We start from the raw sequence: 14,921 nt of genomic DNA on the forward strand, positions 1-14,921 counted from the left end.
TGTTCAGCCTGCGCTGTGACTGTGGTTTTCAACTGGAAGCCGCGTTGGAACAGATCGCCGAGGAAGGCCGTGGCATTCTGCTGTATCACCGCCAGGAAGGCCGTAATATCGGTCTGTTGAACAAGATACGCGCCTATGCCTTGCAGGACAAAGGGGCGGACACGGTAGAAGCCAACCATCAGCTAGGCTTTGCCGCCGATGAGCGTGACTTCACGTTATGCGCCGATATGTTCAAACTGCTGGGAGTGGATGCGGTGCGCCTGCTGACCAATAACCCGAAGAAGGTTGAAATCCTTAGCGAGGCGGGGATTAATATTTCCGAACGCGTGCCATTGATCGTTGGCCGTAACCCGAAAAATGAGCGTTACCTGGCGACCAAGGCCGCGAAAATGGGCCACTTGCTGGACAAAAAATAACAACAAGGGCGCCTGCTGGCGCCCTTGTTCTCTCTACAACATTTTACGGATAACGTAGTGCAGGATGCCGTCGTTCTGGTAATAGGTTAGCTCATTGCCGGTATCAATGCGGCAGCGGGTATTGACCACCACCTGCCGACCATCGGCATAGGTGAGATTAACCGGTACCGTCTGGCCGGGTTGTAACGCCAGTAAACCGCTTACGTCGATCAGTTCCTCTCCCGTCAAACCCAGCGATTTGCGCGTTATTCCCTGCGGGAATTCTAACGGCAAGATACCCATGCCGATCAGGTTGGAACGGTGGATACGCTCGAAGGATTCCGCAATCACCACTCGTACCCCCAATAAACGCGGCCCTTTGGCTGCCCAGTCACGGCTGGAGCCGGAGCCATACTCTTTACCGGCAATCACCGCCAGTGGCACCTGCTCCTGCTGATACTGCATGGCGGCATCATAGATGGCCATCTGATTCTGCGAAGGCAGATGCCGGGTATAACCGCCCTCCACACCCGGAACCATTTCGTTACGGATACGGATGTTGGCGAAGGTGCCCCGCATCATCACTTCATGGTTACCGCGGCGTGAACCATAAGAGTTGAACTCTTTTACCTCTACTCCTCGCTCGCTCAGGTAGCGCCCTGCTGGGCTGTCACGCTTGATGTTGCCCGCAGGTGAGATATGGTCAGTGGTCACCGAGTCCGCGAGGATTGCCAGAATACGCGCACCTTTAATGTCCTGTACCGGGTCCGGTTGCGCCTTCATGGTAGTGAAGAATGGCGGATGGCGAATATAGGTTGAATCGGCTTGCCATTCATAGGTCGCTGAACCGGTCACCTGGATCGCTTGCCAACTGGCGTCGCCGTCAAATACTGCGCCATATTCCTTATGGAACATTTCGGTACTGACCTCGGCCACCGCCTGAGCCACCTCCTGGCTGGTAGGCCAGATATCCTTCAGATAGACCGGCTTGCCGTCGCGGCCTACGCCCAGCGCATCATTGGTCAGATCGACCTTCATGTTACCCGCCAGCGCATAGGCTACCACCAGCGGCGGTGAAGCCAGCCAGTTGGTTTTTACCAACGGATGGATACGCCCTTCAAAGTTACGGTTACCGGACAGCACTGCCCCTACGGTGAGATCCCCTGCCTTGATCGCCTGCTCAATCGGATCGGGCAACGGGCCAGAGTTACCAATACAGGTCGTGCAGCCGTAACCGACCAGGTTAAAGCCCAACTGCTCCAGGTACGGTGTCAGTTTCGCGCGGTCGAAGTATTCGGTCACCACTTTGGAACCCGGTGCCAACGAGGTTTTCACCCACGGCTTGGTCTTCAAACCTTTTTCAACGGCCTTTTTGGCCAACAGACCGGCGGCCATCATCACGCTCGGGTTGGAAGTGTTGGTACAGGAGGTAATGGCTGCGATCACCACTGCACCAGTATGCAACTCGTGATCTTTGCCGTTGAGGGTGAAGCGTTTAGATTCCTGTTTATCTTTCTGACCGCCAATTTCCAGTTCGGTCGCAGCGGTGAATGCGGTGGGTACCTGCGGCAATGCAACGCGGTCTTGCGGGCGTTTTGGCCCAGCCAGGCTGGCTTCGACCGTCGACATATCCAGCGACAACGTGCTGGTAAATACCGGTTCATCACCGGGATTACGCCACATCCCCTGAGCCTTGGCATAGGCTTCCACCAATGCGATCTGCTCGGCGCTACGACCACTTAACTGCAGGTAGCCCAGCGTCACGTCATCTACCGGGAAGAAGCCACAGGTTGCCCCGAACTCTGGCGACATGTTGGCAATGGTTGCACGGTCCGCCAACGGCAAATCGGCCAGCCCATCACCATAAAACTCAACAAACTTACCGACGACGCCGTGCTTACGCAGCATTTGGGTAACGGTGAGCACCAAGTCGGTGGCTGTAATACCCTCGGATAACTTACCGCTGAGTTTAAAGCCCACCACATCCGGGATCAGCATGGAAACCGGCTGGCCTAACATGGCAGCTTCGGCCTCAATTCCGCCAACGCCCCAGCCCAGGATACCAAGACCGTTGATCATGGTGGTATGGGAATCGGTACCCACCAAGGTATCGGGGTAAGCAATGCGTTGGCCATCCTCTTCAGTGTGCCAAACGGTTTGCCCCAGATACTCCAGGTTCACCTGATGGCAGATGCCTGTGCCGGGTGGCACCACGCGGAAGCGGTTGAAGGCCTTTTGCCCCCAGCGCAGGAAAGTGTAGCGTTCGTGGTTGCGCTCCATTTCGATACGCACGTTTTCACCAAAGGCGTCATCGTCGCCAAATTCATCGACGGTAACCGAGTGGTCAATAACCAGATCGACCGGTGACAGTGGATTCACCTGATCGACCTTCCCGCCCAGGCGCAGAACGGCCTCACGCATTGCCGCCAAATCCACCACGGCAGGTACGCCGGTGAAATCCTGCATCAGTACCCGCGCCGGGCGATAAGCAATTTCTCGATCGGCATGGCCGGTTTGCAACCAGCCTACGATCGCCTTCAGATCGTCAACCTGTACCGTATCACCATCCACATGGCGCAACAGGTTTTCCAGTAACACTTTCATCGATTTCGGCAGCCGGTCAATATCCCCTAACTGTCTGGCCGCCAGCGGCAAACTGTAATAGTGATACTCACTACCCAGTGCTACCAGCTTATCCATACTCGTTTTACGAAGATCGGACGACATAGCTCCTCCATTTTTTATTATGTCAAACCAGGGTGATTTCTGAGGTGTTATTTAAAGATAACACAAACCCCATGTAACGTTCTGATAACAACACGTTTTGATCATAACGATAGGCAAGAGCAATCAAAGGCAGGAAGCTACTGGCAGGTCAATGAGTTAGCAGGCGTCTGCCAAAGAAAAACCGCCATGTAAGGCGGTTTAGATTGTTTAATGCGGCTCAAGTTACGACCTATTTGGTCGGCAGCTTGATATCCTTGAACATCGCCTCAATCTCATCATTGGTGCGCAAAGCCACGGCGGTATCGACCACGTCGCGCGTCAGATGCGGTGCAAAGCGTTGAATAAAGTCGTACATATAGCTGCGCAAGAAGGTACTGCGGCGGAAACCGATCTTGGTGGTGCTATAGGTGAAGATATCTCGGGCATCCACCATCACCAAATCCGGATCCTGCACCGGATCGACCGCCATGCTGGCGATCACACCAACACCCAGCCCCAGACGTACATAAGTTTTGATCACGTCGGCATCGGTTGCGGTAAACACGATGCGCGGGGTCAACCCCGCCCGGTTGAACGCCGTATCCAGCTCTGAGCGCCCCGTAAAGCCAAAGGTATAGGTGACGATAGGATACTCGGCCAATTCTTCAATGGTGATGTGGCTCTTGCCCGCTAATGGGTGATCGGGCTTCACAACCACCGCCCGGTTCCAGTGGTAGCACGGCAGCATGATTAAATCGTCGTACAGGTGCAGCGCTTCAGTGGCAATGGCAAAGTCTGCGGAACCTTTGGAAACCGCTTCAGCAATCTGCGTTGGCGAGCCCTGGTGCATATGCAGAGACACGCGCGGGTAACGCTCAATAAAGCCTTTGATCACATTGGGCAAGGCGTAGCGTGCCTGGGTATGGGTCGTTGCCACATACAGCGAACCTTTGTCCGGGTAAGTATGTTCCCCGGCAACGGCCTTGATGGCCTCCACTTTGGACAACACTTCGCGGGCAATGCGGATAATTTCCTGGCCGGCAGGCGTCACCTGGGTCAGGTGTTTGCCGCTACGAGCGAAAATCTGGATGCCTAGCTCATCCTCCAGCATCCTCACCTGCTTACTGATACCCGGTTGCGAGGTATAGAGACCTTCAGCCGTGGAAGAGACGTTGAGGTTATGATTCACCACTTCTACGATGTAACGAAGTTGCTGCAATTTCATATTTGAATACCATCCTAGGTTAAAACACTGCGGCCTGCCGCAGCCAGGTATCTCGGTGTTGCCCGGTATGCTTAATTCTCACAAGCCTTAAACACAGTGATTTCGCCCAGATGCTGATGAAAACGCCGTTGCTAATAAGCTTTAATCATAAAAAACGTTTTTATATAACCATTATATCATGTCACGACACCAAGTATAGAGCTGCTTCACAAGATGATAACGATCTTTTCGCATGATTATCAACGCCGAGCCTTGCCGATAAAAATAAGAAAAAGCAGAGAAGAATAGATCCGCCAGCCGATTTTCGCCAATAAAAAACCAGCTCAGTGAGCTGGTTTTTTGGTATTGCCTTGCGCCGGGTTACTTCTTGCCTTCAACCCATTTGCCATCAACGAAGAATGCGGACCAGCCGGTGGCCTTACCGTCTTTTTCTGATGAGACATACTGCTGCTTGGTTTTACGGCTGAAGCGCACCATCGTTTTGTTGCCTTCGGGATCGGCCACCGGCGCATCGGCCAGATAGCTCAATTTCTCCGGCAAACGATCTTTGAAGCGCAGCAACTCTTCCACTAACGGCGCACGGGTTTCGCGCGATTTAGGGAAGGTGTTGGCCGCCAGGAACACGCCTGCGGCCCCGTCACGCAACACAAAGTAGGCGTCCGATTTCTCGCACGGCAACTCTGGCAGCGGGACCGGGTCCTCTTTCGGCGGAGCAACTTCACCGCTGCGCAGGATCTTACGGGTATTCTTGCAGTTTTCGTTGGTACAGCCCATGTACTTACCAAAGCGTCCCATTTTCAGGTGCATTTCGGAACCACATTTCTCACACTCAACGATCGGGCCGTCGTAACCTTTCAGGCGGAATTCGCCCTGCTCGATTTCGTAGCCATCACAGGCCGGGTTGTTGCCGCACACGTGCAGCTTGCGCTGGTTGTCGATCAGGTAGCTGTCCATCGCGGTGCCGCACTTCTGGCAACGCTTACGGGCACGCAGGGCGTTGGTTTCTGCATCATCCCCTTCGAGGATGTTCAGCACTTCCGCTTCCGGCACCAGGTTGATGGTGGTTTTACAGCGCTCTTTCGGCGTCAACGCGTAGCCGGAACAACCAAGGAACACGCCGGTACTGGCGGTGCGGATGCCCATCTTGCGGCCACAGGTCGGGCAGTCAATGCTGGTCATCACCATCTGGTTCGGGCGCATGCCACCCTCTTCAGGGTCCTTCTCGGCGGTTTCCAACTGCTCGCTGAATTCGGCAAAGAATTCGTCCAGCACCGCTTTCCATTCCGCCTGGTTGTTGGCGACCTGGTCCAGGCCATTTTCCATGCGCGCGGTAAAGTCGTAATTCATCAGCTCACGGAAGTTTTCTTCCAGGCGATCGGTGACGATCTCACCCATTTTTTCCGCGTAGAACCGGCGACTCTCTACCCGCACATAGCCACGATCCTGAATGGTCGAGATGATCGAGGCATAGGTAGATGGACGGCCAATCCCGCGTTTTTCCAACTCTTTAACCAGTGAAGCTTCACTGTAACGTGCCGGTGGCTTGGTAAAGTGCTGGCTCGGGATCAGTTTTTGCAGATCCAGTTCGCTGCCCACTTCCACAAACGGCAGAGTGCGATCTTCATCGCCCTTACGCAGCGCAGGCATCACTTTGGTCCAACCATCGAAACGCAGCGTACGGCCTTTGGCACGCAGCAGGAAGTCGTCGGCTTTCACCGTCAGCGTGGTAGAGTCGTATTGCGCTGGTGTCATCTGACAGGCGACAAACTGACGCCAGATCAACTGATACAGTTTCTGCGCATCCGCTTCCATATCTTTCAGCTGTTCAGCCAATACGCTGACATCGGAAGGACGGATCGCTTCGTGCGCTTCCTGGGAGTTTTCTTTGTTGCTGTATTGATTAGGCGCCTTCGGCAGGTACTTGTCGCCGAAGTTGTCACCGATATAACCGCGCACCATGTTGACCGCATCCTGGCTCAGGTTGGTGGAGTCGGTACGCATATAGGTGATATGGCCAGCTTCATACAGGCGCTGCGCCATCATCATGGTTTTCTTCACGCCGAAGCTCAGACGGGTACTGGCAGCCTGTTGCAGCGTGGAGGTGATGAACGGTGCACCCGGTTTGCTGCTGGTCGGTTTGTCTTCACGATCCAGCACCGTGTAACGGGCTTTTTCCAGCAGATTGAGCGCGGCATGAGTCTGCTCACGGTTAACCGGTTTGAACGGCTTATCATGGGCATGTGTGACTTCCATCTGCAGCGCAATTTCACCTTTCGCCAACAGATCGGCATGCAGTTCCCAGTATTCTTCGGGTACGAACGCCTTGATGTCGCGCTCACGCTCCACCACCAACCGTACCGCAACGGACTGCACCCGGCCAGCGGACAGGCCACGGGCAATTTTTTTCCACAGCAGTGGCGACACCATGTAGCCCACTACGCGGTCCATAAAGCGACGCGCCTGCTGTGCGTTGACGCGATCGATATTCAGCTCGCCTGGCGCTTGGAACGCCTGCTGGATCGCGTTTTTGGTGATTTCGTTAAACACCACGCGGCTAAAGCGTTTGTCATCCCCACCGATCACTTCCCGCAGGTGCCAGGCGATGGCTTCCCCTTCGCGGTCAAGGTCGGTTGCGAGGTAAATGTGGTCAGCGTTTTCGGCTAACGACTTTAACTCGGCGACCACTTTTTCCTTACCGGGCAAAATCTCATATTGCGCTTCCCACCCGTGGTAAGGATCGACGCCCATGCGATTGACCAGCGCGGTCTTTTCATCTTTCTTGACTTTCTTTTTGGCTTTGTCTTTGGTTTTGTCTTCGGTTGACACAGCGCTCTTTTTGCTAGCTGAGCCACTGGTCGGCAAATCACGGATATGACCGACGCTGGACTTCACCACGTAGTCATTACCTAAATATTTATTAATAGTTTTGGCTTTTGCCGGGGACTCAACTATTACGAGAGCTTTGCCCATAATTACCTTTACCTGAATTTAATACTTCTAAAAAGAAGCCATTTGTCTCGCCGTACCGCGGCAATTCGTATCTCTTATTTATATTGCGGTACTCTGGCAAGAGATCAACCTGTTTTTTTCTAATGGTTGCCTAACTGGTCAACCTGAACGCATTTCACCAGCCTAACCTGTTCACGCCGAACCCCAGAAGCCAGGCCAGCTATGACCTGCGTTGAGCGTAAACAAATCCTTCCACCGGAAGCCGCAAAATCCCACACTCTACCTGATAACAAACACGACGCAACTTAATTAGCGCGGAAAACCTCATTTCGCCACGGACGGTCAAATCACTGGCCGTCCAGACGGCAATTAAACCTTAGCTGGTTTGCGGACAAACGCGAACCCGCGCTAGAATACGTTCAGAATTTTCGTTAGCAGGAGAAATAAATGCGTAACAACACTCAACCCATCGAACGAGCAGATCTGCTTACTGAAGCAAATAACATCATCCGCCAACACGAAGATTATATGCACGGCATGGTGGCCACCGACGTTGAGCAGAAAGGCAGCGTGTTGGTTTTCCGCGGCGAGTTCTTTTTAGATCCCGAGGGGCTACCAACGGCAAAAACCACGGCCGTATTTAATATGTTTAAGCACCTGGCCCATGTGCTTTCTGAGAAATATCATCTGGTGGATTAACCATTAAAAACGGGGCCATCAGGCCCCGTGTAATCACCGGTTTACTGGCTTATAACAGCGGTTTCTCACCGCGTTGCCACCAGCGCAACAGCAGACGATCGGCGCTCTCTGCTGCACTGCCGGTAAAGCGATCGATCAGGCGTTTACGGCGGGCATAGCGCACCCCCACCACCTCATGGTTTTCCATCTCGGCAATCAGCAGATCGTCACTGGTGCCGACCGCATCCACCAGCCCTTTATCTTTCGCCTGAGTGCCATACCAGTGCTCACCGGTAGCGACCTCTTCGATAGCCAATGAAGGGCGTTGCTGATGAACAAACTGTTTGAACAACTCGTGGGTTTCGTTCAGATCTTCACGGAATTTTTCCCGCCCTTGCTCGGTGTTTTCACCAAATAGGGTCAAGGTACGTTTGAACTGGCCAGCAGTGTGCAATTCCACATCGATGTTGCTCTTTTGCAGCAAGCGATGGAAGTTGGGGATCTGCGCAACCACGCCGATCGACCCAATGATGGCGAACGGTGCTGCCACTATGCGATCGGCCACACAGGCCATCATGTACCCGCCGCTAGCCGCGACCTTATCCACCGCCACCGTCAGGCGGATACCGCCCTTGCGCAAGCGCTCCAGTTGCGAGGCTGCCAGACCATAGCCGTGCACCACCCCACCAGGGCTCTCCAAACGCAGCAACACCTCGTCCTTGGCCGTAGCTACCGCCAACACGGCAGAGATCTCTTCACGCAGTGAGCTGACCTCATGGGCATCCATGCTACCCTTGAAATCCAGTACATACAGGCAAGGTTTGACTGCCTCTACCGCACCGGCCTTGGCACGTTGCTTTTTCAGCTTGTCGTCGGCCTTGTTCTGCTTTTTGAACTGCTTGCTCCAGGCTTTCTGCTCTGTCGCCCCCATGCGGGCAAGGCGCATTTCCCGTTGCATTTCACGATATTGCTCACCCAGGTCGGTAAGCTGTAGTTCCCCTTTCTGCTGGCTCTTACGCTGCCCAAGGCTCACCGCCAGTAACGCCAGCGCGGCAATAGCAATCACCACCGTGGCGACTTTGGCCAGAAAAAGGCCATAAACAGATATAAACTCCACAGATACCGCCTTTATTTACAGTTTGTTAGTGTGATCCCGTTCATTTTAGCCAATCGCCAGCAAGGCTGTCGCGCCTAAATGAAAATTCGGATTGATGAACAGGCTCATCATGCTGCGCACCTACGTGCTATGGGGTTGCCCGCACCGGTAATCAAGCCGCTATTGTACCGTTTTTGTTACAAAAGAATGCCGTTTCTGTGGGTTACTCATTGAAAATGCGATCCATTTCAGGCATATAACAGTCATTATTCATTAAATTGCTGACAAAAATTCGCAGTGGATCGCCATTGTGGTTGAGCAACCCTGCTCCTGCCAGCGATCTACTCTCTACCCGAGCTCCCAGCCATAGCGCGAGAGCCGCCAACCAGGCGCGAGGAACTATTGTGCATTACCAACCTAAGCAGGATCTGCTCGAACAACGAATTATTCTGGTCACCGGCGCATATCGTTATGTTGGATTTGCTACACGCCACGCCAGAGCAGTGCCAAACCCTGGCCGAAGACTTGGCCACCAAGGTGCCACGCCTGGACGGCGTGTTGCAAAACGCCGGTTTGTTGGGTGACATCGCCCCGATGGCCGAGCTTTCGATGACCATGTGGAACGAGGTGATGCAGGTCAACGTGAATGCCACCTTCATGCTCACCCAGGCGCTGCTGCCGTTGTTGCTGAAATCGAATTCGGGATCGCTGGTGTTCACCAGTTCCAGCGTTGGCCGTTCCGGCCGTGCCGGTTGGGGGGCCTATGCGGTTTCCAAGTTTGCTACCGAGGGAATGATGCAGGTATTGGCCGATGAGTATAAAAGCCATAACTTGCGGGTAAATTGCATCAATCCGGGGGGAACTCGCACCAAAATGCGTGCATCGGCCTTCCCACAGGAAGATAAAAACAAGCTGAAAACACCGGCCGATATCATGCCGCTGTATCTCTATTTGATGGGCGATGACAGCCGCCGTAAAACCGGCATGAGCTTCGATGCTCAGCCCAACCGTAAACCCGGCGCCGCCGAATAAGGAAGCTTTTAACATGGCTGAAGATCGTCACCAGCAACGCCAGCAACGGCTGAAAGAACAGGTGGATGCCCGCATTGCCGCCGCGCAGGAAACCCGTGGCCTATTGCTGGTCTTTACCGGCAATGGCAAAGGCAAGACCACCGCCGCATTTGGCACCGTCACCCGTGCCGTCGGCCACGGTATGAAGGCCGGAGTGATCCAGTTTATCAAAGGCCAGTGGCCCAACGGCGAGAAAAACCTGCTGCAACAGCACGGCGTGGAATTTCAGGTGATGGCCACCGGCTTTACCTGGGAAACTCAGGATCGGGAAAGCGATACCGCCGCCTGTCAGGCCGTCTGGCAACACGGCAAGCGAATGTTGGCCGACAGTAGCCTGGATATGGTGCTGATGGACGAGTTGACCTATATGGTGAGCTACGGCTATTTAGAGCTGTCAGAGCTGTCAGAGCTGCTGGAGGCGCTTGCGCAGCGTCCTGCACACCAGACTGTGATTATCACCGGGCGTGGTTGTCATCGCGATTTGCTGGAACTGGCGGATACCGTTACGGAGATGCGACCGGTGAAGCACGCGTTTGAAGCGGGGATCAAGGCTCAGCAGGGAATTGACTGGTAATCGAATAATCCGTGGCCATGCCTGATAGCGTGGCCACGGTAACAGATTTATTTGCGCTTGGAAGGCTTGGCCGGTTTGCTGCCGCCTGGTGCGCTACGACGGCTGCCGGGAGCAACCTGGCTGTGACGTTTTACCGCACGGCGGATCTGGTTGGCCTTCACACGGCGACGATCGCGTTCCACCGGCAGTTTGCTGACGGTTTCCGGTTGTAATTCCACCAGCTCACGCAGATAGTTGGTCGCCTTGAGATCCAGCTCGGTATAGCCGCCACGAGGCAAGCCTTTTGGCAGATCAATATCGCCGTAACGCACGCGGATCAAACGGCTTACCTGCACGCCAACGGCTTCCCACAGGCGACGAACTTCACGGTTACGGCCTTCGGTCAGCGTGACGTTGTACCACTGGTTGATCCCTTCGCCGCCCTGGAAGGTGATGGTGCGGAATGCAGCAGGGCCATCTTCCAGTTGTACACCTTTGCTCAGTTGCTTGAGCTTTTCGTCGTCGATCTGGCCAAACACGCGCACGGCGTATTCGCGTTCGACTTCGCGGCTTGGGTGCATCAGGCGGTTAGCCAGTTCACCGTCGGTGGTAAACAGCAGCAAGCCTGAGGTATTCACGTCCAAACGCCCTACCGCTACCCAGCGAGAGCCGCGCAGTTTTGGCAGGCGATCGAAGACCGTTGGGCGACCTTCTGGATCGCTACGGGTACAGAGCTCGCCTTCCGGCTTATAATAAGCCAGCACGCGGCAAACCGCTTCTTCGGATTCTTTGATCGAGACAACGTGACCGTCCAGACGAATTTTCATCCCGGCAACCACTTCAACGCGGTCGCCCAGTTTGGCGATCTTGCCGTCGACGCTGATGCGACCCGCCTCAATCATGGTTTCTATTTCACGACGCGAGCCATGGCCCGCATTCGCTAATACTTTCTGTAACTTTTCGCTCATTGAGCAGCCTCTAGTGTCGCCTTCACAGACGTCAACGTATACTATACTTTCAATCAGTTACGGCCGGTAACGCCATAACCCTATAATCTTGCACACATTTTGGAATACAGCATGTCAAACAAGGTGTCACACAAACTGCCACACACGATACGGCGTGGCCGGACATTCTACACTAACTTCAGAACCAATGATTCTAAAAAGTATGTTCGTTTATCGCTCAATACTGACAGTCTGAAACAAGCCCAAGTTACCATGTCCAAAATGGCCCCTTACATCCCTTTGGTTCAGTCTGGGGCGATGTCCGTAGAGGAGTTCAAAGGGAAGTTGAACGGAATGCGTGAGCTTACCAAGCAGGATCTAGATACGTTCCTATTGAGGATGCTTGAAGCGGATATCTTTGAAGCGGAATCCTTACCAATGATAGGTAAAATAGCTAAAGAGATGGGGATGCCAATTGATGACCCCGCAGCAGCAGCGTCGGCGGCTGGTGAGTACGCAAAATCAGCAATGTCTTGGGTCTATGAAGGAAAGGAAGGATCAGAACAACTCATCAAAGCTAATTTCTTGCATCAGAACATTGACCCTTCCGGCCTTGCCAATGAAATATCTGACGCCTCAACAACCTTGGACATGTCTAAGGCAAAGCTCTACCAAGCTTACCAAGCCTTCTATGATGGTGATTTCACCAAGCATGAGCAGTTGGTTAGTTCCCTCAAGTCAAAGCTACCGACAGTTTCCCCGAGTAGTCAACGGATACCGGCGAGTGACAACGTCACCATAGATGCAAAAGATAACACCTCTCCTGCAATCAAGTTATCAGAAGCTTGGGAAATGTATGTTGCTGACAAGGGGCAGAAATGGCGGCGGGCTGTCGCTGGTGAGAATCAGCGCTTCTATGAGATTTTGTTCTATGTGGCGGGAGATATCCCAGTTGACGGCATCACCAAACAACACATTAGAGAAGCCTTGCAGGTTGCTAAAAATCTCCCTACTCGAACCCGTAAACCCTACTCCAGTATGAACCTAGCAGAGTGCATCGCCTATGATGTTCCTGAAGAGGATCTGATTTCGAGTGAGCACGTTCACAAGCACCTCAAGATCTGGCGCTCCCTGTTCAAGACATACCTTGTCGACCACAAAGACATCCTACATACATCCCCGACAGATGGGATCAGCTATGAGGTAACCCCTAACCGTGGCGGACACTATAACGCCGGTGAAATGACGAAACTGAAAAGCACCTTAGCCGCTATGCCACTTACCGATTGGAGGAGAGACTATTTCCTGACCATCATCTATACAGGGGCCAGACGTGCAGAGATTGCCAGTATTTGTAAACACCACATAAGGCAGGATGAGGAAACAGGACGCTGGTACATTTTCATTGAGGGCGGCAAGACTGATCATGCGCTACGTCAGATTCCAATCCACCAAAAGTTAGAACGGGGGCTGTTCAAACGTATTGCCCCACTCTCCGACGAGGATCTTGTGTTCGGAGACCTACCGGATTACACGACCATCTCGAATGGGTGGGTTGCTATAATGGAGAACCTCGGGATCCCAACCTATGACGAATTTGGATTAAAACGCCGCATTCATAACCTACGCCACACTTTCATAAGTACAGCTATCGCGAGTGTCTCAAATGCGGCCTTAGTTCAATTTGTTGTAGGACACAGCCGAACACAGGCCCTAGGGATTACATCAAGGTATACACACAGGCCAACTATCAAAGAGTTGTTGAGAGTTGTCGATTGTATCAATTGATATCAGTTGAAGCGGTAGGTTAGGCACGTCGTGGTTAATTAAAGCGAAGATGCCGTACTCGACGTGCCCGTTAAGACGATTACTTAAGCCATTGATCCTTTATAAATTCGGGTACCTCAGGAGCAAGATTTATCCATGCAGCACTGTTATTAGAAGCATCAACAACTATTAATTTGTCATCAGAATCAATTGATTTTTTAACAATATCAAAAGCTTGTGATGCTGTATAATTTGAGTTCACATACCAGTTGGATTCTGTGACCTTAGCCCAGTTACCTAAGGCTTTAATTGCCTCATGTACCGCTTCATAGTCTTTGTTTCTGATCAAGTCATATGTAACGAACAGATTGTTAGCCATTTCTCTATCTCCCAGAGTTTCAAATCTTAATGAAGCGCCTTACGGCGCTTCATGTATTACTTCTTCTCTTTCTTCGGGTACTTGATCGTTTCCATAACCGTTGTTTTAGGGTTTTTCTTTACTTCGTTGTTGGTCACAAATTGACCTGTAATAGCGCTGCGGCCTACTTTACGCTTTAACATAGGTACAACCTCACGTTGGTACTAGGATGAGGGTGCGAAGTGCACCCCCTCCTTGTTTAGGCGCTTCTCAGCTAGCCATCGAAGATTGGCTATAAGATGCCATCACACCGTCGCTATAACCTTTGGCATATGCTGCCTGCGGGCTTTTATGACGAACAGTCCCAGCTTGGCTATCGTGCAAAGAATTGAGGTCAACTAAGATCCGCCCTGAACGGGAAAAACCAGCCTGATAACCTTTCTCATATGCACAGCCACAGCATTTGTGACGCCCTAATCCACCTTGGTCTTCTGGCAGACTGACCATAAAGTCCCAATACCTATGTTTACTTTTACAAACACTCATCTTGCATCTACCTCGACACGTTTAGCCAAAACTTAATTTGCATGACCCATCGAAGCTGACTACAATCCAAAAACTTTTAGTAGGAGAGTAGAGGCTAATGGTTAACTTTGAGTTTGCAGACTCAAAGCGGCCATGCTTCTAGAGAAGCCGGATTCACATTTGTGGACTCGGCTTTTTTTTGTTAAAGGGAACACCAAAAACACAAGATATGGGCACCTTTCATTTAACAAGCACAAGATAAAGGGGAATTTAACACTTTGCAAGTGAACAAAACCTGCCGGTTTTGTGGATAACTTGGGGGTGAAATGTTACCATCAGCTCACAATCCGCGCTGTGACTGGTTAGCAAGACTTGTCAATCACGGGGGTAATATTTTTACCAAGTGCATCTAAATCCTGTTTTTTGTCTATTTGCCCATCCTCCGCATGCAACCAAGCCTTACCCCACTCCAACCAACTCACTCTTTTTTAAACACAAGAACTCTGAACTGATCACTCGAAACAACGTAACCGAACGGTGAACTCGTGTTGTGTGATTAAAATAATGTAATAAGCTGACGGGGTAATTAGCTGAAGCGGTTTTCGGCGTAAGGCAATAGTTCATTGATCCGGCTGTTGGGCCAGGTCGGCA

The 14,921-nt window shown here is 52.4% G+C and carries 11 protein-coding genes and 1 pseudogene; 5 read left to right on the plus strand and 7 right to left on the minus strand.

Annotated features, from left to right (window positions below; translation table 11 throughout):
- Positions 1-416 (plus strand): GTP cyclohydrolase II (gene ribA / locus ACLQ7H_RS27140; protein WP_411755350.1); only part of this gene is annotated, 416 nt, incomplete at its 5' end.
- A gap of 33 nt (positions 417-449) precedes the next feature.
- On the opposite strand, the gene acnA is transcribed toward ribA, so the two are convergent.
- From acnA to topA, 3 genes are all read right to left on the minus strand, one after another.
- On the minus strand, positions 450-3,122 hold the full coding sequence (gene acnA, locus ACLQ7H_RS27145) for an aconitate hydratase AcnA (protein ID WP_411755351.1): 2,673 nt from the start codon (positions 3,120-3,122) through the stop codon (positions 450-452).
- 229 nt (positions 3,123-3,351) lie between these two features.
- The gene (cysB, locus tag ACLQ7H_RS27150) at positions 3,352-4,326 is read right to left on the minus strand and encodes an HTH-type transcriptional regulator CysB (RefSeq protein ID WP_021181263.1); all 975 of its coding nucleotides are present in this window, start codon (positions 4,324-4,326) and stop codon (positions 3,352-3,354) included.
- Positions 4,327-4,686: 360 nt separating this feature from the next.
- Complete coding sequence (gene topA, locus ACLQ7H_RS27155; RefSeq protein ID WP_411755352.1) at positions 4,687-7,296, minus strand: type I DNA topoisomerase; 2,610 nt, start codon at positions 7,294-7,296, stop codon at positions 4,687-4,689.
- Between the two features lie 426 nt (positions 7,297-7,722).
- Between topA and ACLQ7H_RS27160 the strand changes: the two genes are divergently transcribed.
- The gene (locus tag ACLQ7H_RS27160) at positions 7,723-7,974 is read left to right on the plus strand and encodes a YciN family protein (protein WP_021181261.1); all 252 of its coding nucleotides are present in this window, start codon (positions 7,723-7,725) and stop codon (positions 7,972-7,974) included.
- Positions 7,975-8,023: 49 nt separating this feature from the next.
- On the opposite strand, the gene sohB is transcribed toward ACLQ7H_RS27160, so the two are convergent.
- Positions 8,024-9,070 (minus strand): protease SohB, encoded by a 1,047-nt coding sequence (gene sohB / locus ACLQ7H_RS27165; protein WP_411755353.1) that lies wholly within the window; start codon positions 9,068-9,070, stop codon positions 8,024-8,026.
- Between the two features lie 383 nt (positions 9,071-9,453).
- Here sohB and ACLQ7H_RS27170 point away from each other — a divergent pair.
- Together ACLQ7H_RS27170 and cobO are read left to right on the plus strand one after the other, a co-directional pair.
- A pseudogene (locus ACLQ7H_RS27170) lies at positions 9,454-10,081 on the plus strand (YciK family oxidoreductase).
- A gap of 13 nt (positions 10,082-10,094) precedes the next feature.
- Positions 10,095-10,694, plus strand: a complete 600-nt coding sequence (cobO, locus tag ACLQ7H_RS27175) for a cob(I)yrinic acid a,c-diamide adenosyltransferase (RefSeq protein WP_411755354.1) — start codon at positions 10,095-10,097, stop codon at positions 10,692-10,694.
- 47 nt (positions 10,695-10,741) lie between these two features.
- On the opposite strand, the gene rluB is transcribed toward cobO, so the two are convergent.
- Positions 10,742-11,641 carry a 23S rRNA pseudouridine(2605) synthase RluB gene (gene rluB, locus ACLQ7H_RS27180; protein WP_411755355.1) on the minus strand — a complete coding sequence of 300 codons (900 nt, stop codon included), beginning with the start codon at positions 11,639-11,641 and terminating at the stop codon, positions 10,742-10,744.
- A 111-nt stretch (positions 11,642-11,752) separates the two neighbouring features.
- Between rluB and xerC the strand changes: the two genes are divergently transcribed.
- Positions 11,753-13,408: a tyrosine recombinase XerC gene (gene xerC / locus ACLQ7H_RS27185; protein WP_411755356.1), complete on the plus strand. Its 1,656-nt coding sequence runs from the start codon at positions 11,753-11,755 to the stop codon at positions 13,406-13,408.
- Positions 13,409-13,487: 79 nt separating this feature from the next.
- On the opposite strand, the gene ACLQ7H_RS27190 is transcribed toward xerC, so the two are convergent.
- Both ACLQ7H_RS27190 and ACLQ7H_RS27195 read right to left on the minus strand, forming a co-directional pair.
- Positions 13,488-13,766, minus strand: a complete 279-nt coding sequence (locus ACLQ7H_RS27190) for a hypothetical protein (protein WP_175319880.1) — start codon at positions 13,764-13,766, stop codon at positions 13,488-13,490.
- Positions 13,767-13,822: 56 nt separating this feature from the next.
- Positions 13,823-13,948 carry a hypothetical protein gene (locus ACLQ7H_RS27195; RefSeq protein ID WP_411755357.1) on the minus strand — a complete coding sequence of 42 codons (126 nt, stop codon included), beginning with the start codon at positions 13,946-13,948 and terminating at the stop codon, positions 13,823-13,825.
- Positions 13,949-14,921 lie beyond the last annotated feature (973 nt).

The organism is Serratia sp. (in: enterobacteria), assembly GCF_046715635.1.
In the GTDB taxonomy this organism is placed as follows: Bacteria; Pseudomonadota; Gammaproteobacteria; order Enterobacterales; family Enterobacteriaceae; genus Chania.